14 protein-coding genes and 1 riboswitch are annotated in these 22,140 nt (G+C 56.0%); of the genes, 12 read left to right on the forward strand and 2 right to left on the reverse strand.

Annotated features, from left to right (window positions below; genetic code table 11):
• Positions 1-274 precede the first annotated feature (274 nt).
• The 11 genes from ACQY4Z_RS16955 (at position 275) to ACQY4Z_RS17005 (ending at position 11,370) form a co-directional block, all read left to right on the forward strand.
• Positions 275-1,285 (forward strand): ABC transporter substrate-binding protein, encoded by a 1,011-nt coding sequence (locus ACQY4Z_RS16955; RefSeq protein WP_209174537.1) that lies wholly within the window; start codon positions 275-277, stop codon positions 1,283-1,285.
• A gap of 66 nt (positions 1,286-1,351) precedes the next feature.
• Positions 1,352-2,158 carry an ABC transporter ATP-binding protein gene (locus tag ACQY4Z_RS16960; protein WP_428529595.1) on the forward strand — a complete coding sequence of 269 codons (807 nt, stop codon included), beginning with the start codon at positions 1,352-1,354 and terminating at the stop codon, positions 2,156-2,158.
• A gap of 43 nt (positions 2,159-2,201) precedes the next feature.
• Positions 2,202-3,080 carry an ABC transporter permease gene (locus tag ACQY4Z_RS16965; RefSeq protein WP_428523180.1) on the forward strand — a complete coding sequence of 293 codons (879 nt, stop codon included), beginning with the start codon at positions 2,202-2,204 and terminating at the stop codon, positions 3,078-3,080.
• Positions 3,081-4,400 carry a cytosine deaminase gene (locus ACQY4Z_RS16970; RefSeq protein WP_428523182.1) on the forward strand — a complete coding sequence of 440 codons (1,320 nt, stop codon included), beginning with the start codon at positions 3,081-3,083 and terminating at the stop codon, positions 4,398-4,400.
• Positions 4,401-4,402: 2 nt separating this feature from the next.
• Positions 4,403-5,809, forward strand: a complete 1,407-nt coding sequence (locus tag ACQY4Z_RS16975) for an FAD-binding oxidoreductase (RefSeq protein ID WP_428523184.1) — start codon at positions 4,403-4,405, stop codon at positions 5,807-5,809.
• A 63-nt stretch (positions 5,810-5,872) separates the two neighbouring features.
• Positions 5,873-6,466 (forward strand): NAD(P)H-dependent oxidoreductase, encoded by a 594-nt coding sequence (locus ACQY4Z_RS16980; protein ID WP_428523186.1) that lies wholly within the window; start codon positions 5,873-5,875, stop codon positions 6,464-6,466.
• A gap of 184 nt (positions 6,467-6,650) precedes the next feature.
• A riboswitch (guanidine-I (ykkC/yxkD leader) is annotated at positions 6,651-6,768 on the forward strand.
• Positions 6,769-6,877: 109 nt separating this feature from the next.
• Entirely contained in the window at positions 6,878-7,936 is a 1,059-nt protein-coding gene (locus ACQY4Z_RS16985) for a putative urea ABC transporter substrate-binding protein (protein WP_409693744.1), read from the forward strand.
• Between the two features lie 72 nt (positions 7,937-8,008).
• The gene (locus tag ACQY4Z_RS16990; protein WP_133952013.1) at positions 8,009-8,830 is read left to right on the forward strand and encodes an ABC transporter permease; all 822 of its coding nucleotides are present in this window, start codon (positions 8,009-8,011) and stop codon (positions 8,828-8,830) included.
• Positions 8,827-9,648 carry an ATP-binding cassette domain-containing protein gene (locus ACQY4Z_RS16995; RefSeq protein ID WP_428523192.1) on the forward strand — a complete coding sequence of 274 codons (822 nt, stop codon included), beginning with the start codon at positions 8,827-8,829 and terminating at the stop codon, positions 9,646-9,648. Before ACQY4Z_RS16990 ends, ACQY4Z_RS16995 begins: the two co-directional genes overlap by 4 nt.
• Positions 9,649-9,656: 8 nt before the next feature.
• Positions 9,657-10,895, forward strand: coding sequence for an agmatinase family protein (locus tag ACQY4Z_RS17000; RefSeq protein WP_428523194.1), 1,239 nt, complete (start codon positions 9,657-9,659; stop codon positions 10,893-10,895).
• Between the two features lie 4 nt (positions 10,896-10,899).
• Positions 10,900-11,370, forward strand: a complete 471-nt coding sequence (locus ACQY4Z_RS17005) for a hypothetical protein (RefSeq protein ID WP_428523196.1) — start codon at positions 10,900-10,902, stop codon at positions 11,368-11,370.
• Between the two features lie 337 nt (positions 11,371-11,707).
• Here the strand turns inward: ACQY4Z_RS17005 and ACQY4Z_RS17010 are convergent, their stop codons facing one another.
• Both ACQY4Z_RS17010 and ACQY4Z_RS17015 read right to left on the reverse strand, forming a co-directional pair.
• On the reverse strand, positions 11,708-11,872 hold the full coding sequence (locus ACQY4Z_RS17010) for a hypothetical protein (RefSeq protein ID WP_428523198.1): 165 nt from the start codon (positions 11,870-11,872) through the stop codon (positions 11,708-11,710).
• Between the two features lie 129 nt (positions 11,873-12,001).
• Complete coding sequence (locus ACQY4Z_RS17015) at positions 12,002-14,542, reverse strand: mechanosensitive ion channel family protein (RefSeq protein WP_428523200.1); 2,541 nt, start codon at positions 14,540-14,542, stop codon at positions 12,002-12,004.
• Between the two features lie 589 nt (positions 14,543-15,131).
• On the opposite strand from ACQY4Z_RS17015, the gene ACQY4Z_RS17020 reads away from it, so the two are divergent.
• Positions 15,132-22,079, forward strand: a complete 6,948-nt coding sequence (locus ACQY4Z_RS17020) for a hypothetical protein (protein WP_428523202.1) — start codon at positions 15,132-15,134, stop codon at positions 22,077-22,079.
• Positions 22,080-22,140 lie beyond the last annotated feature (61 nt).

Raw genomic sequence — 22,140 nt, forward strand, 5'->3', positions numbered from 1 at the left:
GAGGCAATTTCCCGCTCTGCGTAATTTGCAAGCTTCTGCATAAATTGAAAGCATGTCTATTTTTTGAGCTGACAGGCTGTGGGATATATGCAAGTGTGTTTTTGCAGCCGGGAGCAAATTTCCTGGTAGCAATTTAAGCGGGCCATGATCTTAATATAAAGGCTCACTTCTTGCCTGTTCCGCTCTCAGGGCTTTCGAGCACAGCGGCAGAGCATTCGGCCTGTGGTGGGCGGATTGACCTGCGTGGTGTGTGATGAAAACGGGGAACGCGGAAATGGATTTGTCTCGGAAAATTGGACTTGCAACACTCGCCGTCATGGCGTCGACAAGTGCGCATGCGCTTGAGAAGGTGACATTCGGTACCAACTGGGTCGCTCAGGCCGAGCACGGCGGATACTATCAGGCTGTTGCCGATGGCACTTACGAAGCCTGCGGGATCGAAGTGGAAATCAAGCCCGGCGGACCTCAGGCAAACAATCGGATTTTGTTGCCTGTCGGCAAGATCGATTTCCTGATGGGCGGCAATATGCTGCAAGCGTTCTCAGCTGTTGAGCAGGGCATTCCGACGACTGTGGTGGCTGCGCACTTCCAAAAAGAGCCGCAAATTCTGATGACCCACCCGGATCAGGGCCTCGACACCTGGGAAAGCCTAAAAGATATCAATCTCCTCATCGGTAAGGGTGGCCTCAATTCCTATTTTCAATGGATGAAAGCTGAGTTCGGCTTCAAGGATGAGCAGGTTCGGCCCTATACCTATAACTCTGCGCCGTTCCTTGCAGACAAGAAGCTCGGCCAACAGGGCTACATCACCTCTGAGCCCTATGCGATCGAGACCGAAGGCGGGTTTGAACCCAACATTTTCCTGATCGCGGACTATGGGTACGACACCTATTCCACCACCGTTGAGACCCGGCTCGACCTCATCGAGACCAAGCCAGAGGTTGTGAAGTGTTTCGTCGATGGTTCTGCCATCGGTTGGGTCAATTTCCTTTATGGAGATAACTCCAAAGCCTTGGAGCTGATCAAGAAAGACAATCCGGGTATGACTGACGGACAGCTGGCGTTCTCCATCGACAAGCTGAAGTCTTACGGCATCGTGGACAGCGGGGATGCGCTCACCATGGGGATTGGTGCGATGACAGACGAGCGCAACAAATCCTTCTTTGAGAAGATGGTCGCTGCCGGTGTGGTGAATGGAGATGTCGATTACACCAAGTCGTACACGCTTCAGTTCGTCAACCAAGGGGTCGGAGTGGACCTCAAGAAAGAACTTGCTGGAAACTGAGGCGGACCTGTTTCGTGTTTCATAGGAATGTTGCAACCATGGCCGGAGATTGATGCAATGACGGCCATGGTAAATACAAATATGCAATCAGATATCGTTTCGAGTTCGCCGATCGTTTCGTTGAAGGGCATTTCAAAAACCTTCTCCAACGGAACGGTCGCGCTCAACAACATGTCGCTCGACATACGCCAAGGGGAATTCGTTTCGCTGCTCGGGCCCTCCGGATGCGGAAAGTCGACGGCCTTGCGGATCATTACCAGCTTGACCAGTCCAACAACCGGCCGGGTCGAATGGCCGCTCGAAGAAAGCAAGCAAAAGGAACATGAGCTAAGTTTCGTGTTCCAGGAACCGACGCTGATGCCATGGGCAACGGTTTTCGGCAACGTCTGGCTGCCCCTCCGCTTGAAGGGTGTTTCCAAAAAAGCGGCGCATGACCGGGTTATGGAGGCTTTGCAGGGGGTCGGGTTAGAGCAATTCGCCGACAGCTACCCGCGCGAGCTGTCCGGCGGCATGAAAATGCGGGTCTCCATCGCCCGTGCGCTTGTCACGAAGCCCAAGTTGCTCTTGATGGATGAGCCCTTTGCTGCGCTCGACGAGATTACACGCTTTAAGCTGAACAACGATCTTTTGCGCCTTTGGGAAACCTTTGGATGGACCGTCATCTTCGTTACGCACTCGGTATTTGAGTCCGTCTATCTGTCCAACCGGATCGTGGTGATGGCGGCGCGGCCCGGCCGTGTGGTCGACGACATGGCAATCGACGCGCCGTATCCGAGGGATGAAGCCTTCCGGACATCTTCCGTTTATGCAGGCTTTTGCCGGGATGTTTCGGATGCGCTGCATAAGGCAATGATTGTGGGAGACCATCTTTGATGTGTCTGTCCCGATACATACTGAACAAAGGCGGTAGCAGATCATGACACTCGAGATCGCCGACAAGCACGCCATTGCACCTGCCCCGCAGTCTGTTCCACTTGATGCGGAGGAGCTCAAACGGGCGCGCGCGGCACGGCGGGAGGCTGTTGGCCGTTGGGTCCTGCCGATCGTTATCCTCGTTTTTTCGGTATATTTTTGGGACAGGCTGTGTGTCTGGAATGAGATACCCCACTATATCCTGCCGCGCCCGGGGCTTGTTTTTGAAACGCTTCTTGCTGATTGGGGCATCTTGAGCATTGCTTTGATCAACACGCTCAAGATCACGTTTGGTGCGCTTTTGATCGCCACGCTCGGTGGGCTTGGTTTGGCAGTCCTCTTCACTCAGTCCAAGTGGATCGAGATTTCGTTTTTTCCGTTTGCGGTCATTTTGCAGGTCACACCGATCATCGCGATTGCGCCTTTGATTCTCATCTACGTGGATTCAATTACCGCGGGGCTTTTGATCTGCGCGTGGATTGTTGCGTTTTTTCCGATCCTTTCCAACACGACTTTGGGCTTGAACTCAGCCGATCATAATCTTCAAAACCTGTTCCGCCTTTATGGCGCGAGCCGGTGGCAAACACTGCGCTTTTTGAGATTGCCTGCATCCATGCCTTACTTTTTGGGCGGTTTGAAAATTGCCGGTGGCTTGTCCTTGATCGGAGCCATTGTTGCCGAATTTGTCGCCGGGTCAGCGGGGTCAGGATCCGGTCTTGCCAACCAAATCCTTGAGGCGAGCTATCGGCTCAACATGCCGCGTATGTTTGCTGCGCTGATCCTGATTTCCGTGACCGGTATATTGATATTCCTTTCCATGAACCTTTTGTCGCATCTGCTTCTGCGCAAGTGGCACGAAAGCGCGTTGAAGCGGGAGATGTAGATGAAGCCGGGGTGGGGCGCCGGGTTTAAAGGGACCGGCATCATCAGAAATGCGACTGTGCCCGTTTGTCTTCTAGAGGGTGTGCAGCAAACCTCGGTCTCGGAGCTGACGGTTCGTGATATCGTGTTCGAGAATGGGAAGCTCACAAAGATTGCTTCAGCTGGGACGCTGCCGGAAGGCGCGGGCGGCCTTGATCTCGATGGCGGGCTTATCCTGCCGACACTCGTGGATGTGCATACACATCTGGACAAGGGGCATATCTGGCCGCGCGAGCCCAATCCCGACGGGACCTTTCAAGGTGCACTTCAAGCGGTGGGACGAGACCGGACCGCGTATTGGTGCGCCGAGGATGTCAGGGCCCGGATGGATTTCTCACTAAAGTGTGCCTACGCCCATGGGACGGGCGCGATCCGCACCCACCTAGACAGTCTTCCTCCACAAGATGACATCACGTGGCCGGTCTTTGAGGAAATACGCTCTGAGTGGGCCGGACGAATTGAGCTTCAAGGTGTGTGCCTGTTCGGCATTGACCGGCTGGCCGAGGACAATGGGTACCTTCACAGCATTGCCGATCGTGTTTCAGCTGCCGGCGGGGTCTTGGGGGCTGTTACATATATGGTGCCGGATGTGGATCAGCATCTGGAATCCGTTTTTAAAGCGGCAATGGATCGCGGGCTGGATCTTGATTTTCATGTCGATGAAACGCTTGATCCAGTGGCGGACACTTTACGCCGGATCGCCGAAGTCGCGCTGCGCTTGGGGTTTGATGGCAGGATCCTGTGTGGTCACTGCTGCTCTTTGTCGGTGCATTGCGATGACGACATTTCCAGAACTCTGGACTTGGTCGCAGATGCTGGGATTTCAGTCGTCTCGCTGCCGATGTGCAACATGTATTTGCAGGACCGCATGCAAGGACGGACACCACGCAAGCGCGGCGTGACACTTTTGCATGAAATGCGCGCGCGCGGCATTCAAGTGTGTGTCGCCTCGGACAACACGCGCGATCCCTTTTATGCCTATGGCGATATGGATCTTGTCGAGGTGTACACCCAGGCAACCCGGATCCTGCATCTTGATCATCCTGTTGGCGATTGGATCCGTGCGGTTACGGCAACGCCCGCGCATATCATGGGATTGCCCATGGGCCAGATAGCGGTCGGTGGGGCCGCCGATCTTCTGCTTTTCAATGCGCGGAACTGGAATGAGCTTCTGTCCCGCCCTGCCGGCCCGCGCCGCGTGCTGAGAGCAGGGTGCAGCATTGATCAGACCTTGCCCGACTATCGTGAACTCGATCGACTTCTTCAGAAAGGGACCTCCTGACCATGAGCGCCATTGCCGCTTTGATAGCTGATCTCGATGGGATCAAGATCGAGGACAACCCGCAAATTGTAAAGCAGAAGAGCCGGGACTTTTTCTGGTATTCGCCGGTTTTGAAAGCTCAGCTTGAAAACGTGACGGGCGACCTGATCGTGACTCCGAAATCCGAGGACGAGGTTATCCGGATTCTCAAGGCGTGTTTTGCGGCTGATGTGCCTGTTACGACACGCGGTGCCGGGACTGGAAACTATGGTCAAGCGATGCCGTTGTCGGGTGGGGTCGTTCTCAACCTTGCGGAAATGACCGCGGTAAAGGAAGTGCGCACCGGATCTGTCGTTGCCGAGGCTGGTGCCATAATTGCAGATATTGATGCGGTCACCCGAGCCAGGACTGGTCAGGAGTTGCGGATGCATCCATCAACCTACCGGACCGCGACGATCGGTGGGTTTATCGCGGGCGGGTCCGGCGGCGTTGGGTCGATCAACTGGGGTGGCTTGAGGGATCTCGGAAACGTCATTCGTTTGCGCGTAGTCACGATGGAGGCTGAGCCGCAGGTTCTTGAAATGACGGGCGATGAACTGCAGAAAGTGATGCACGCCTATGGCACGAACGGCATTATCACCGAAGTCGAGATGCCTTTGACCGCCAGTTACGACTGGGTGGATGTTTTGGTCGGCTTTGACGACTTTATTGATGCTGTGCGGTTTTCAGATGAACTGGCCAATCTGGATGGTTTGCTGACGAAGAACATTGCGCCGATCGCTGCGCCAGTTCCTCATGACTATTTCCTCCGGCACCAGAAATTCATCCGCAAGGACCAGTCCGTTGCTGTCTTGATGGTCGCCCCTTTCGCGATGGCTGCATTCGATGCGTTCATGGAGCGGCAGCCCAAGGGGGAGTTGCTCTATCGGTCGGACAAAGCGTCCGATGAAGATCTGAAACGGCTCCCGCCTGCTTACGAGCTTTCGTGGAACCACACGACCTTGCGGGGGCTCAGGGTGGATCCCTCAATCACCTATCTCCAGGTTCTTTATCCATTTCCCAATCAGGTCGAGCTGGTTGGCAAGATGCATGAGATGTTTGGAGATGAGGTTCCGGGTCATCTTGAATACGTGCGGTTTGATGGCAACGTCACATGCTTTGGCCTGCCGATTGTCCGCTACTCCACCGAGGCCCGGCTTGAAGAAATCATCCGTCTTCACGAAGACAATGGCTGTCCGATTTTTAATCCACACCGGTATACGCTTGAAGAGGGGGGGATGAAGCAGACGGATGCAGTCCAACTCGCTTTCAAAAAGCAAGCCGATCCGAAGGGTCTGCTCAATCCGGGCAAAATGATTGCCTGGGAAAATCCGGATTATGATTTTGAAAGCGGTCAGGTGTTCCTGTTTCCGGGTCTGCAACGGGCCTGATACCAAGTTTCAGTTCAAGTGCCGGCCCTGCTCCGGCGACAAGCGATGTAAAAGGCCTAACGCATGCGCGTTCTCGTGGTTTTCTGTCACCCTTGCGAAGAAAGTTTCAATGCGGCGCTGTGCAAAGCTGTTGTCGAGACGCTCCGGGCGGGCGGTCATGACATCCGGTTGACGGATCTTTATGCCAAAGGCTTTGATCCTGTCATGAGCGCGCAGGAACGGCGCGGCTATCACACACCTCAGGCCAACACAATCCCCGTCGCCGATGATCTGGCAGACATCAAGTGGTGTGAAGCAATTGTCTTTGTCTATCCGACTTGGTGGTTCGGTTTGCCCGCCATGTTGAAAGGGTGGCTGGAGCGGGTCTGGGTGCCGCATGAAACCTTCATCATGCCAACGGACACAAAGGGGTTGCAGCCCAACATGCAGAACATTTCCCACATCGCGATCGTAACAACTTGTGGGGCAAGTAGGTGGGTGTCCAAGCTGGTCGGCGAGCCTGGGCGCAAGACGATCATGCGCGGCATCAAGTTGCTTGCCAAGCCGGGATGCAAGACCCGGTACATGGCACACTACAAAATGGACAGCTCTACACTGGAAAGCCGCAAAAAATATATTGAGACGGTCAAAGAAAAGGTGGCCGCTTTTCTGAAGTGATGCGTTTGCGTGCCGGTCTCTTCTGCCTGTTTCTCGCTCATTGGTGCCTGATTTTTAACCGTGCATATGATTTTAGCATTTAATCCATTGAGGCGATGTGATCTGTTGTCCGTCTAATGCGTTGTATTTGTTTGCAGATCTTAAATTTTACCGCACTTGGCACCGCCCTTGCTTTAATCATGCTGTGCAGCGCGCCTAGGGATCCGGTCAGATGACGCAGGACCGAGAGGCGCAAGCCGGGCAAGCAGATCGCGATGATCTTATATAGCCCGGTGACACGGCGGGACAAAAACCCGGGAGACAACTGCACGAGGTTTCGCGCGCGCGAACCTTCCTCCCGGACGTGCGCAAAAAGCCTCATGACGGAAGCCCTCGGGATCTCCAAGGGCCCAAGACAGGAGACGCGCACAGATGCTGAAATCAATCGCCAAGGCTTCCCTGCTCGCTGCAGCGCTTTCAATGCCCCTCTCATTTTCCGCGCAAGCGGAAGTCAAGACTGACTTCAAAGTCTGTTGGTCGATCTATGTTGGCTGGATGCCCTGGGGCTATCTGCAGGACAGCGGCATCATGAAGAAGTGGGCCGATAAATACGGAATTGATGTCGAGATCGTGCAGATCAACGACTATGTGGAATCCATCAACCAATATACTGCGGGTGAATATGATGGCTGTTCCATGACGAACATGGACGCGCTGTCTATCCCGGCAGGCGGTGGCGTTGACACAACGGCGCTGATTGTCGGTGACTACTCCAACGGCAATGATGGGATCATCCTGAAGGACAAGACCGAGCTTGCCGAGATCAAGGGTCAGACGGTCAACCTTGTCGAGCTTTCAGTTTCCCACTATCTGCTCGCACGGGCGCTTGACACCGTCGGGCTAACCGAGCGGGATCTGACCGTCGTTAACACCTCCGACGCTGACATGATCGCAGCTTATGCAACGCCGGATGTGACGTCTGTTGTCACCTGGAACCCGCTTTTGTCTGAGATCGAAGCGCAGCCCAACGCAACCAAGGTGTTCGACAGTGCCGGGATCCCGGGCGAAATCATAGACATCATGATGGTCAACACGGAAACATTGGCCGACAATCCCGCCTTTGGCAAAGCACTCACCGGTGCTTGGTACGAAGTGATGGATCTCATGGCAGAGGGCGATGAAGCAGCCTTGACCGCGATGGCCGAAGCTTCCGGGACCGACCTTGCGGGCTACAAGGCGCAACTGGCTACAACGAAGATGTTCTACACGCCTGCCGAAGCTGTGGAGTTCTCGAAGTCAGCTGAGCTGCCAAAGACAATGAAATTCGTCGCCGAATTCCTGTTTGACAAGGGCATCCTGGGCGAGGGGGCTCCAAGCCCGGAGTTTGTCGGTGTCTCCTTTGCCGACGGTTCGGTTTATGGCGACAGCAACAACGTGAAACTCCGCTTCGATCCGAGCTTCATGGAAATGGCTGCAAGCGGCTCGCTCTAAGGCCGTCTAAACCTGTCCCGGTTTTTGCCGGGACAGGTTCTCAAATTCCTCCGTCCGGCTTCGAGACCCTTCATGCGCCTCATAAACCGAACTCCGTCGCGGTTTACCGCTGTTGCCTTGGGACTTCTTCCCTTTGTGGCGACGATTGTGACTTACGCGATTGCCAGTCACTACAGGCGGCTCGATAATCCAGCCGATAAGCTTTTGCCCTCTCTTGAAAGCATGGGGCAGGCGTTCTGGCGGATGGCTGCTGTTCCAGATCGGCGCTCTGGCGACCTGCTGTTGTGGATCGACACCTTCGACAGTCTGATGCGCCTTGGAACCGGAATGGCGGTCTCCACGCTCCTGGCAATCCTCTTCGGGATAGGGATCGGGTTCATTCCGCACATACGAAGTGCCCTTGCCCCTTACCTCGCCACGTTTTCACTCATTCCGCCGATCACCATCCTGCCTATCCTTTTCATCACGTTTGGACTTGGAGAGGTGTCGAAGATTGCTCTGATCGTGATCGGGACTGCGCCGGTGATGATCCGTGCGACGGCGCAAGCGGTGCTCGACATCCCCCGTGAAATGATCATCAAGGCCGAGACCCTTGGCGCTTCGGTTTGGCAGATGATTACCCGGCTGGTGTTGCCGCAAGTCCTTCCAAAACTGATCACCGCCTTGCGCCTCGGGCTCGTGCCGGCCTGGATCTTCCTCATTTCTGCAGAGGCGATCGCGTCCACCACGGGCCTTGGCTACCGCATTTTCCTGGTCCGGCGCTATCTCGCGATGGATGTCATCCTTCCATATGTCGTCTGGATCACGCTGCTGGCATTCATACTGGACCGGCTGCTGCTCCTTCTGTCAAAGCGGGCCTTCCGCTGGAACCACATGGGAGGTGCCGCGCTATGACCGCCCCTGCAAAACTCTCCGTTCAAGGGTTGTCGAAATACTATGACGGCAATCCCGTTCTGGAGCGGATCGCGCTTGAGGTGGATGCCGGATCGTTTTGCACAATCGTGGGCGCGTCCGGGTGCGGCAAATCCACGTTCTTGAGGATGTTGCTTTCTCAGGAGCATCCGACCCATGGAGAAATCCTGCTCGACGGGACGCTGCTGCCCAAGGAGCCAACCCCGGATCGCGGGATCGTTTTCCAAAAATACTCGGTCTTTACCCACCTGACTGTCGTTGAAAACCTGATCCTGGCTCAGGAGTTCGAGCAGGCACCGCGCCTTGGCAAACTGTTTGGTGCCCGCCGGAAGTTGGCCATTGAGCAGATTGAAGATGTCCTTGAGCGGATTGGTCTGGCCGCAGCGAGAGACAAGTATCCGGCGCAGCTGTCCGGGGGAATGCAGCAACGCCTCGCCATTGCGCAGGCCTTGATCAAGAAGCCTTCGATTTTGCTGTTGGATGAGCCGTTCGGCGCGCTCGACCCCGGCATCCGCCTCGACATGCACGAACTTCTGATTGGTCTTTGGAAAGAGACAGGCATGACGATCTTCATGGTGACCCACGACATCCATGAAGCCTTCAAACTCGGCACACGGCTGCTCGTTTTCGACAAAATCCGGCATGACCCGCAAGCGCCAGAGGCCTACGGGGCAACCATCACCTACGACCTTCCACTCTCCGACCAATCCGGCGGCGAGAAAAACGCACCGGCTGATATCGCGAGCACCATCCGATCGGCCCCGAAACCCGACATACAGATTTCACAAAAGACGCATTGAGGAACGCCATGAGCATCTTTCGTCCAGATGGGCCGTCTACCCGGCAACGCGCAGCCGGAGTATTGGAACGAGCCAAAACCGAACGCCACCACCATCCTGATTTCGACAAGCTCCAGCTGCGCGGCTGGAAGGCGGCGGAAAAAGAGGGAATGCTGCCCTCAGCTGCCTGGGAAAAGGAAAAGGCATGGGCATTGCGCATGGGTCTGACCGGCTCAGACAGTCTCACAGACAAGTCCATTCCAACGTTTGCACGGGGGGAGCTGCCTCACTATGCAGGCATCAACACATTCCTGAAGGCACCTTACATCGAAGACGTCACGCAGGTTGGTGCCTATGATGCCGCGGTCATCGGAATTCCGTTTGATGGCGGGACCACCTACCGGCCGGGAACCCGGTTTGGCCCGCAAGGCGTCCGTAAAATCTCTGCGCTCTACACGCCTTACAATTACGAGATGGGTGTCGATCTCCGCGAGCAAATGACGCTGTGCGACGTCGGCGATATCTTCACGATCCCCGCCAATATCGAGAAAACCTTCGACCAGATCACCCGGGCCGTGTCGCACGTTGCCTCCTCGGGGGCGTTGCCGATCATGATTGGCGGCGATCATTCCATCGGCTTCCCGTGTGTTCGAGGCATTGCCCAGTGCACCTCCAAGCGTATCGGCATTGTCCACTTTGACCGGCATATTGATATCCAGGAAAAGGATCTGGATGAACGCATGCACACCACGCCTTGGTTCCATGCAACGGATCTCGTCAATGTGCCTGCGGTCAATCTTGTCCAGATCGGTATCGGCGGCTGGCAAGTCCCGCGTGAAGGTGTCGAAGTTGCCCGCGACCGCAACACCAACATCTTCACGATGCGCGATGTCGAGGAACTTGGTTTGGCGGAAACCGCAGCAAGGGCTTTGGAGCTCGCCTGGAAAGATGCGGATGCCGTCTACATTTCCTTTGATATCGACAGTGTCGACTGCGGGTTCGTTCCCGGTACCGGCTGGCCGGAACCGGGCGGTTTCCTGCCGCGGGAGGCGCTTGAACTGGTTTCGCTCGTTGCCAAGGAAGGCATTTGCGGGCTTGAGGTGGTTGAAGTCTCGCCGCCTTACGATTGCTCCGACATCACCGCTCTTTTGGCAACGCGCGTAATCGTCGATGTCCTCGGCACACTCGTCTCCCATGGCAAGATGGGGTCGCATAAATCCATCATCGACAAGCCGGTTTCGATCCCGGCCGGACCGGACGTGGAGTAACGACATGGGTCACAGCCATTCACACCACGGCCATCACCACCACCATGATCACGATCATACGCATCCGCACGATCATAATCATGGGGGCCCGGATCATCTGCATTCCCATGTCCACGGGACGTCTGCGTCTGAACGCGCTGAGGAATTGCAAACGCTGTCAGCGAGTTTCATCGACGGGTTCCGTCAAGCCGAGGACAAGACCAGTTATCTCAGGATTGCCGGCATCCCGTTTCAAAAAGAAGGTGCTGACGGCTTAGTACAGCATCTTGTCGATGCTCAGATCGTCAGCAATTGGCAGATCGGCACGGCTTCGCCTGCCTTCGCGTCGCGCGAACTGGTCTACATGCCGTTTCCCGGTACCATGGTCGAGCAGCGTGAAACCATGACATTCACGTATGTCTCGCTGACCGAACGGGCGGACATCGAACTGCTGACGTTGTTGTCCCATCGTCTTGAAGCTGAAGCTGGCGAGTAGGCCTTGGTGCAAGATCCGAATTGAGGCCGGTCTCGTGTTCGCCAGAACTCAAGTGATTGCATGATATTGACAAGCAATTCTGCAATCACTTGGGTGAAGCCCGTTCTAGAGTGCTGGTCTCGTTTGCTCTCCAGCCAAATGACACCAGCATCTGACATCCAAGCAGTTTGCCAGTCACTCTGAACCATTTGTGCCCCACGGTTAATGCCGATTATTCATCTATTATTTCAGAAAACTTGACTCGCAGGCTCCGGATAATAAAGTGATCCTATAACCTGAAGGCAAAACTCAGATTATAGAGTCCTCAGACATGCTTGTTTGCAGTTGCAATGTTATCTCAAAGTCGGCCGTTGAAAGTGTCATCCAAAGCTTGCTTGATGAGGATCAGTGGCAATTGATCACGCCAGGCAGCGTCTATCACGCCATGAAGAAGCGCGGACAATGCTGCAGCTGTTTCCCGAACATCATCAATATCATCGTTGCCGAAACTGAGAAGTATCATCGTCAGGCTGAGACACCTGAAGCGGAAATTATCCCGTTTATTGCCAAGATCCGGTTTGAATACGATCGTACCCAGGCGGTTCGGAACCAACACTCAGATGCGCGCGGCCTGAGACGCGCTTAACTCAGGTCAAGTGGTTTTTGCTTTTTCCATGTTGTTGACGGGGGTTGAAAGAGGTTCCGCAGCCTGACCGGCTTTGGCTCGGGCTTGGGCCCACTCTGAAGACCCGGCAGGTGGGTAATCGAGTGTGTCCCGCAACGCGCTTACACGCTCAGGAGACAGCCGAGGGAACGGCAGTCTGCCCTCATCTCGCCAGCCGGCAACCTCTGCATCCACCTTGGAGGTCAGTTCCTCGTTCAGGCCATCGTCCTTCGCCATGTAAAGTGTTTGCGATGGGAAAGCGAAACCAGTGCCAGAACCTTCGACAATTTCTTTGATCCGGAGAAATACGTCTTCTTTGATGGCATAAAACTCGTTCCAGTCGCGGGTGTAGGCATACACCCGCATCGCAATGTCGAGAGACGACGGGCCATAGTCCGTGAAACGGACCCGGATCGTTTCGCCATCAATTTTCGGGTGCGCGTGAAGCATTTCCCGGACCTTCACAAGGACGAAGCGCAGCTGATCTTCACTTGTTTCGTAGCGCAGACCGATGACGCCGCTGATCAGCATCTTGTCGCAGCGTGCCCAATTGATGATTTCCATATCGACAAACTTTGCATTTGGTACGGATATCAGTGTCCTGTCGCTGGCGCGGATTTGCGTTGAGCGAATGCCCACATCCTCCACGGTGCCGCTCATATCACCAAAGGTACAAAAATCGCCGACGCGCACCGGTTTGTCGCTGAACAGAATGAGGCCGCCGATCAGGTTTTCCAGGGTGGGACGGATCGCCAGTGCCACCGCCAGACCACCAACACCAAGGCCCGCAAGCAGCGGTACGATGTCAACGCCAAGCCGCTCCAGCCCATAGGCTGCGACGGCAACACTCGCGATGACAGCCAGGATGCCGGAGAGGAGGCGGACCAGGCTGGCGTCAAAGCCACGGCCAGACATGAACGACGAGGCTAGAATGGTGCTGCCGATCGCGTTAAAGAGCCGCCAAACCGCCCAAACATAAAGAGCAAGCTCAAGAAAGCCGGAACCGAAAAGAAGGTAGCCAAGTTCCGCTCCAGTGAAGTTGATATCGTTGTCCACGAAATCCGTCGCCACGCGAACATAAAACGCGGCAAGGAGTGGAGCAGAGATCGAGAACCAGGCAAAAAATGGGTTCTCATGACCGAACGTCACCCTGTCGACAGCTTTGAAGGTCACCCAGCATGTCCCGGCAAGGACGGCCAATGTCAGGAACAAACCCAACCATTGCCATAGGGTCTGGCCGGAAATGAGCACCAAGCTCCAGGCTGGAAGCAGTTCAACAAGCTGACCAAGCGTATGGGTGCTGGGCACCAAGTAACCCGGCGTCGATATGTAGAACTCATAGAACCCGGGTGTCACTTTCGCCGACCGGAAGTCCGAGAGGTTCAGGGCGGTTTCACTCCGGTAAGGGAGGTCCTTAAGGGCTTGATAGCTCGCTAGAAGAATGGAAACGGAGTTGCTGTCGAACAGGAAATTGCCGGCATTTGGTCCAGACTGCATGCGCTCAATTTCAATCCGCGTTCCGGGCAAGCGCCAGCGGTAGGCTTCGCCAGGCTCTAGTCCCGCGAGATCAGCCGCGTCCGGCACGGCGTCAAGACGGGGCAGCGGCATTCGGTCCAATATTTCTTTCAGCAAAAACGCCGATTCTACACCGCTGTCCCGGCGAATGACGCTTGGGATCTGTGATAAGTCAAAAACATCAACGGCCTGAAAGAGATGATCATCGGCGATCATCTGTTGAGCAAGGGCATCCTTGATGCTGATTTCAGGCGGAATGGCATCAAGTGCGGCCTCCGCCCTGACAGCGGTTTCATAGGCCGCGTTCATGTTGAACATGAATGCTTCAAGCGTATCGCGAGGACTGGTTGTGCGGACACCGCGCAACCGTGTTGCAATGATGTCTTCCGTGATACCGAATTTCTCTTCCCGAGCCATGTAAAGCTGATAGGCATCTTCTGCTCCATCAAGCCGGGGAAGATCCCGGGCGCGCCGGTAGTCGAGTTCCAACTCTTCAATCGTGATCGGGTCAAACTTGAAATCGCCAATATCTCGCCCGTTCGCTGTCCGCGCCATGCGCAGGTCGGTTCCGGGTACGGTCCAGCTGGTGAGGCCTGTCGCTTGCACCTCCGCAAAGTCCGGGATGCTGTCAGGGTCTGGGAGAGGGGTTCTGGCTATGATTTCGCGCGCAAGCAATATCCGCTCGATCTGTTCTGAGGTCGAGGGAGCGTAAGGTGTGGTTTCGAAGTCAAAACTTTCAACGGCTGCCCGGAGGTAGAGTTTTTGCTCTCGAACAGGTGCTTGTGCCCGCCACAGCGCAATCAAAGCGTCGGTGTTCTGCAGAAAATTGTAAAAGGAGGCGCGCGGACTTGCATTGTCGGCGGGGCTGAGCGGCGATGGCGCCGAAACCGCGAGCGGGGACCGAGTGTCTTGAGCAACTGCAAGAGGCGTCGTCATCGTAACGAAAGCTGCCGCAATCAAAGCGATAGAACCCGCAGGCAGCCCAAGTGCCAGACGCTTGACGATAGAAATCATGAGGTTGCCCGTTTCGGCCAAGGGAAAGTCTTGTCCGGACTATCGACCAAATTTATTTAACAAAGGCTTAGAACCCGGCCGATCACAGTACTCGATTTCATGGCTGCCACACGCCGCCTTATAGATCATGAGATCCACGTTTGACGAAAACGCTGATCAAGATGGATTACTATCTTCAAGAAGAAAATCGGGCAATCGGCGGTATGTCTATCGAAACCAGACAATACTCGGCTTGGCGAACGAAAGATGAATGACGGCCGGAGATCTCAGGGTCTTTGTTTTAGTCCCCCAAATTTCCCTAACGTCATGAGTGCTTGAGGCTTTTTTAAGCGGAAGCGAAGGCCCGAAGCAGGCCACTTTGATACACAAAGTTAACGATTGATGGGCCACTTTGGTGGCCGTCTGCGGCGTTTGTATTCGTAGGTTGCGCAATTTGGAAAGGCGTCATTTGTTCCCTGGCGCTTGCTCCGGTTGTTTTTTGTTTCCCGGATTTGTTTTAGATATTGGAAGACGTTTCATGAACTGTTTTAAGCACTCGTCGACAAACACTTCTCTCCCGTTTCTTGTCTTGCTTTTATCGTCGACATCGATGGCTCCAGCATACGCGAGTTGCAGTTCAGACGGCTCCACACTGACTTGTTCTGGTGACGTCCAGCCTATTTCGATTGGCGGAAACACGGTCCATGTTGTTGTCGAAAAACTGACGTCGGATATGTCCGGTGAAACATCTGGTAAGATGTACATCGACGTTGAATCCAAATCCGGGGTTCACGGTTACGACGATGATTTTAAAGCGCCTGACCGTGGGAGTGGCAGCCACACCTATGGAAAGGGCGGCAGCGGCTACGACGCTTTGAATCAGTCCACGACTCTGTCCTTAGGCGACGGCTTCAATCTTCTGAGCAGCGACGGTGGAATTCAACATCAGTCGACCGGGGCCAACGGACAAAATGGCGAAGATCATTCCGGTGCTGGTGCTCACACTCATCGCGGTGGCTATGGCGGCGATGGCGGAAAAGCCGGAACCATAGACGTCACGGCATCCGGTTCTCTTCAGAATGGAAAGGGCGCTGCCATTTCCGCTGGTAGCGACGCGGTTCTTTATCTTCAATCGTTTGGTGGCGCGGGCGGCAATGGTGGTGAAGGCCACAGTGAAGGTGGCTTCAATGACGGATATGGTGGCTACGGAGGTGAAGGTGGGGACGGTGGCGCGATAACTGTCACCCTCGAGGATGACACGTATTTCACTTCCGCGATCAGCGACGGGGCGACTGCGCCAGCTGGAATTTATATCGTCTCCGCCGGCGGCAATGGTGGCAAAGGCGGTGAAGGCGACGGACGCGGCGCGACCGGCGGATATGGCGGATATGGCGGTAGTGGAGGGGATGGCGGCGCTATCACCCTTACTGCGAATTCCACCAACAACAAGATAAATGCGTCCAATGCCCATGGCATTGTGCTGACATCCCGTGCGGGCAGTGGAGGCGATGGTGGAAGGGGGACAGGCGGCGGTTCCCACCCCGGTGACGGTGCCGGAGGTGGCGACGGCGGCAAGGTAACCGCCAGACTTTCCGGAACAGTGACCACAACTGGGAAAGAGTTTCATGCCGTTGTCTTGCAATCGGCTGGTGGCGCCAGCGGGGACGCGGGGTCTGAGGGCCGCGGCGTAAGTCACCCTGGCAACCCTGGGGACCCAGGTGAAGGCGGAGACGTTTCTGGAACCTTTTCTGGGTTCTCAGCGACGACCGACGATGAGGGGGCCGTTGGGATCCTTGCTCATAGTGTGGGTGGTTTTGCACCCAACGCTCCAGCTAGCAGCGGTCTTTCCAGCTACGGCGCCAGTGGCGGCAGCGGAGGCGCGGGAGGTGCCATTGAGCTGACGCTTATTAACGGGAGCCAAGTGACAACAAAGGGTGACTATGCCATCGCAGTGAACGCACATAGCGTTGGCGGCGGCGGTGGAGCTGGGGGCGACGCGTCCGGCATTACGGCCCTCGGTGGAACTGGTGGCGCTGGTGGTCAGGCTGGCGATGTGTCTGTTACCCTGACTGGTTCCGGGCTCGAAACGCACGGTGTTGCATCTATTGGCTTGGCAGCTTTGAGCGTTGGCGGTGGCGGTGGGGCCGGCGGCAGCGCGAAAGGGATTACGACGCACGGCGGTGACGGAGGCGCGGGCGGTAACGGCGAAAGCGTGACTGTTGCGTTCGATGGCGCCACCGTTACCACGAAGAAAGACAGTGCGCTTGGCGTAATCGCAGCCAGTATTGGCGGTGGCGGCGGTGTGTCTCACAGTCCTTCAGGTATCATTGCGCACGGTGGCTCTGGCGGCGATGGTGGGTCCGGTGGGAAAATCAGCTACGCATCCAAAAATGGCGGGCTCACTGTGACGACCAATGGGGCCAATGCCGATGGTGTTGCACTGATTTCGGTGGGAGGCGGCGGCGGTCATGGCGGTAGCACTCATGCTGTCACGCTATTTGATACCCATGCTATGGGGGGTAAGGGAGGCGACGGTGGAGCCGGTGGCGACATAACCCTTTCCGGTTCCGGTAAGGACACCATCTCAACAACTGGCAACACGGCAGCGGGCTATGCCGTTGTTACCGTCGGTGGCGGCGGCGGCCGAAGTGGCAGCTCGACGACTTTTAACCTCGTCGGCGCGGCGGCCAGCGACCAGCGTAACCCCGGGATTAACTTCGATCTTGGAATGTCTAAAGGCGGCGGCGGAGGTGCCGGCAACAACGGCGGAACTATTTCCGGAAACCTAGCGGGTAAAGTCACAACGTCGGGACATGCGGCTCCAGGTGTCCTGCTCGTGAGCACCGGGCGCGGTGGCGGTTCGGCGGGAAACTATTCGGATACGACGATCGGTTTGAGCTTTTCCCATACGCTCGGTGCAAGCGGAGGTAGCGGCGGGGACGGTGGCGAAATCTCTGTCACCTTAAACAATGACATCACCACCTCCGGCGCGGACGCAGATGCGATTGTTGCCGTGTCCGTTGGTGGGGGCGGCGGTCACAGCAGCAATGTGGTCAACACATCTGTGGGTGTAGATCTTGCCTTCACCACAAGTCATGGAGCGTCTGGCGGGGACGCCGGAAAAGGCGGTGACGTGACCCTGACCTCAAACGGTACGTTAACAACAAAAGGTCATCAAGCAGCAGGTATTTTGGCGGTCAGTTCAGCAAAAGGCGGCGGAAAATCAGGCAATTCGGTGATTGCTGGCGTAGATGCCGTTTCAATCTCGAATATGACCGCCGGTCCGGGTGGCGCAGGCGGGACCGGCGGCACGGTTTCCGTTACCAACAATGGGGTTATCAATACGGCAGGCGGTCTCGGGTACGGTATTCTTGCAACCTCGGTCGGCGGCGGGGGGGGAGTTTCCGGAACCTCTGCAAGTGGTAAGATCTCTGCGCTAAATCTTGGCGGGGACACTGCCGGGGACGGTGGGGCCGGCGGCACCGGCGGTACAGTTACTGTGACAACCAAGACCGGTTCGCAAATCACCACGACCGGCGACAAGGCTGTAGGCATTCTGGCACTCAGCGTAGGCGGGAGCGGCGGCGCTGGAGGGTCCGTGTATTCTGGATCCCTCAGCGTGGTAAACGGAAGTGCGAGTGTCGGCGGTACCGGCGGGGATGGTGGCACCGGTGGAACCGCTACTGCTCAAAACCAGGGACAAATCAGTACAAAAGGAAATGCCGCGCCGGGTATCGCTGTGATGAGCCTCGGCGGGCACGGCGGAACGGGTGGTCTTGCCGTCAGCGGTGATTTGTCAGTTGCGCCACCCGATGTTCCGGACATCAATATCGGCTTTACAATCGGTGGTGATGGCGGTGCAGGCGGCAACGCTGGAAAGGCCAGCGTAGACAACACTGGAAAAATCGACACGGCTGGATTCAAATCGGACGGCATTTCCGCTCTTTCCGTTGGCGGCAGCGGAGGGACCGGAGGGGTTGTGTATTCCGGAAACCTGGATGTCTCCTTCTCGGGAACGGTCAACATGAGCGTGGATGTTGGCGGCAGCGGGGGCGGAGGGGGCTCTTCGGGGGAAAGTGACGTAACCAACTCGAGCTCTGTCACAACCTCCGGTCACAAGTCATCTGCAATCTACGCTCAAGCGATCGGCGGCAATGGCGGCAGCGGCTCCAACAGTTACCTGGCATCCGTCAATGCTGGATCACCGGAAGGTATGACAGCAACCGTATCGGTCGGGGGCAGTGGCGGAAATGGTGCCAATGGTGGCGACATCTCCGTGACGAATAAAGGATCACTCTCGACCACCGGAGGTGATGCCCACGGCATTTTTGCCCATTCCATCGGCGGAAACGGCGGAGACGGCGGCTCCGGTATCGGTTTTGTCGGCAACTTTGTTTTGAGTGGAGAAAATTACACCAAAGCTGAATTTAATACCCGTGTTGGCGGCAGCGGCGGCAGCTCAATGGACGCCGGCAAGGTTACTGTCGTCAACGATGGCTCCATCAACACGCAAAATGACACTTCCTATGGCATCTTCGCACAATCAGTCGGTGGCGGCGGTGGCTACGGTGGCGGTGCCGGATCATATTTCTTCGGCTACACCAAAAAGCCTGACGGAGGAGAACTTCCGGAAAACAAGGGTTTCAGTCTCGACGTGAACCTCGGCGGCAGCGGCGGCGCAGGTGGCGATGGGGACGATGTCACCGTTACCAACAACCATTCGATCAAAACGTCCGGCGACACGTCCTATGGCATCTTCGCGCAATCTGTCGGCGGCGGTGGAGGACATGGTGGCAGCGGTGAGCCGGGTCTGGAGGGTTGGCTGGCCGACGTCTATGACACAGTTGAAAAAGTCAGCACCGTCAAGGAAGTCGCTGAGGAATTTGAGAAGATTTACAAGAAGGAATGGCATGAGCTTTTCCTTGAAGGCTTCACCGTTGATGTCGGCGGCAGCGAAGGCGCAAACGGGAGCGGCGGTGATGTTAGCGTAACCAATGCCGGAACGCTGACGACAACCGGAAAGTCCGCCACCGCGATTTACGCACAGTCTGTTGGCGGCGGCGGTGGAAGCGGTGGCGACGGTTCCCAAGGACTGCTTACGTCAATCACGGTGGCCGGGAAAGCAAGCGGCGGCGGAGACGGCGGCACCATCACAATTGCAAATTCTGGGAAGATCAACACCAGTGGTGATGGTGCGCTCGGTATCTTTGCTCAATCCGTCGGCGGCGGTGGTGGCGACGCGGGCGAAATCGAAAGCTCCATCGTAAAAGAAATAGGAAATCTGCCGCAAACCCTTGGCGCCCAAGCATTTGGTGATGCGGATGGCGGTAAGGGCGGCAATGGAGGTGCCATCACGATTACGTCTGACGGTTCGATTACGACGTCCGGTGCAGCGGCTCATGGCATTTTTGCCCATTCTGTCGGCGGCGGCGGAGGTAGTGCAGGTGAGTTGACAGTCTCCGTTGGACAAGGACGTATTGGCAGCGAGGGGGGAACCGGTTCGGGCGGCCGTGTCGACGTGAGTGTCAAAGGGACGGTAAGCGTTACCGGAGAGGGATCCCACGGTATCTTTGCGCAGAGCGTTGCAGGCCGTGAGAGCCTTTCGGACGGTGTCTCTGTCACTGTGTCCGGACTGGTCGAGGCCAAGGGCAAAAACGGCCGCGCAATCCTGGTTCAGGCTGATGAAGCCGGCACGAGTTCATCTTCCAGCGGCGGTGTTTCTTCCGTAACGGTGGATGCTGGCGGCAAGGTCCAGAAAGTTGGTTCTGAAGACGACTATGCAGCGATTGCTTTCCTTTCCGGCCGGACAACGACAGATAGTTCCGGCGCAATTGCGCATTCTAACCTTCTGACCAACCACGGCGAGATCTATAGTCCCGCTTTCGTAGTAGAGAGCGACGGTCAGAGCGGTCTTCGCATTCAGAACTATGGTACGATGTACGGCCGCCTGAGGCTGGGAGGGGCAGCACAGACCGAGGTGACTGTCGAGGCGGGCGGCAAGTTTTATCTCGGAAACTCGGATCTCGGGACGGCTTCCAACAGCCTTTTTGCAAACTCGGGAACGATCAAGCCGGGCTGGACGGACGACTTGAGTACAATCACGCTCAAATCCTCGGGGAGTTTTCAGCAATATAAAAGTGGGACGATCCTGTTTGATGCGCAAACCGGCGACAACGCGGCGAACGGAAAGCTGGTTCTGGATATTAAAAACGTATCTCTGGACGGCACAGTTCGGCAGAATTTCATCAACAATCCGGACTTTGCCAGTGGAGAGAAAGGCTCCTTCATCGATGTCATCCAGTATACTGGCAAGGGAAGTATCGACAAAAGCGGGCTGTCCGCTCCTTCCGGGACGGCCATGGCCTACACGCTCAACTGGAGCGATGAAAACAAATTGTCGATTGACTACGAAGTCGACTACTCGGGTGCCAAATCCGGTGCCACGATTAGCGATAACGCTGCCCGTTATGGCTCGTTCTTCAATCGGGCAATGCAGGCACACCATGGATCGGCTTTGCCGACCGATACCGGCCAGGCTGTCTCGAACTTGGGCCGCCGGATCCTAAATGCTGCCAGTTCGGACGAGCTTCAGACCATCTACGAAGAACACATGCTCGACGAAGCAGGTGTTGGCGCAACACGGGCGCTGCAAGCATCATATTCGGTTCAAAATCTGCTGCGCAGCTGCCCGGAGCTCGATCCGTCTGACCCGAACCGCTTCTATCGTCAGCAGGAGTGTTTCTGGGGTAAGGCGATTGGTGGTTTCATTAATCAGGACCGTTCTGACACGTCCTCAGCCTACAACGAATCCGTGGCCGGGTTTGCTGTCGGTGCACAGCGGGAAATTGCCGATCATGTCTTTTTGGAAGCAGTCGGACAATATGAACAGGCCTGGGTCAACGGAACAACCTTTGCTAAGGAAGGTCATCAGGTTAGTGCCGGTGTCGCTCTGAAGCGAGAAGTCGGAAATCTGGAGTTGTCCGGAACTGCGTCTGGAGGGATCTATACCTATGACCATCAGCGGACCTATTCCACGACATCCACAACGCACCAGGCAACAAGCGATGTTGATGGGCGGTTTGCGTCCGTTGAAGCCCGGATCGCCGGAGTGTTTCAGGCTTTTAATACCTATATCAAGCCGAGTGCCTCGGTCGGTGTCACCCAGATCTGGCAGGATGGCTTCTCGGAGTCCGGCGAAGGACCGCTGAACTGGAAAGTAGGCGATATTGAACATACGGCTGTCTATGTCCGGCCTATGTTGGAAGTTGGTCGGGCGTTCGACTTGTCAGGAGCTCCGGCCATTGCGTTTGTTCGTGCCGGGCTGACACACCAGTTTTCTGATAACGGTATTGCCATGAGCACAGAGCTGGTTGATGGAGGGTCAGCGTTGTCCGGACTGAACCTGGTTGCTGGGGGCGATCAAACGCAGCTTGAGTTTGAAGCCGGTTTCAATGCAGAAATGGGTGAGCGATTTACCTTTTCGGTGCTCGCAGCAACAGCCCTATCGGAAAGCCGTCAGGCTTGGGGCGGGCAGGCGAAGCTAAGTTATCGTTTTTAACTGTCGAGCATGTTCAAAAAAGAAGGCCGGGCGTTTGCCCGGCCTTCGCATTTGGTCGCGA

This window comes from Roseibium sp., assembly GCF_965276855.1.
Classification (GTDB): domain Bacteria; phylum Pseudomonadota; class Alphaproteobacteria; order Rhizobiales; family Stappiaceae; genus Roseibium.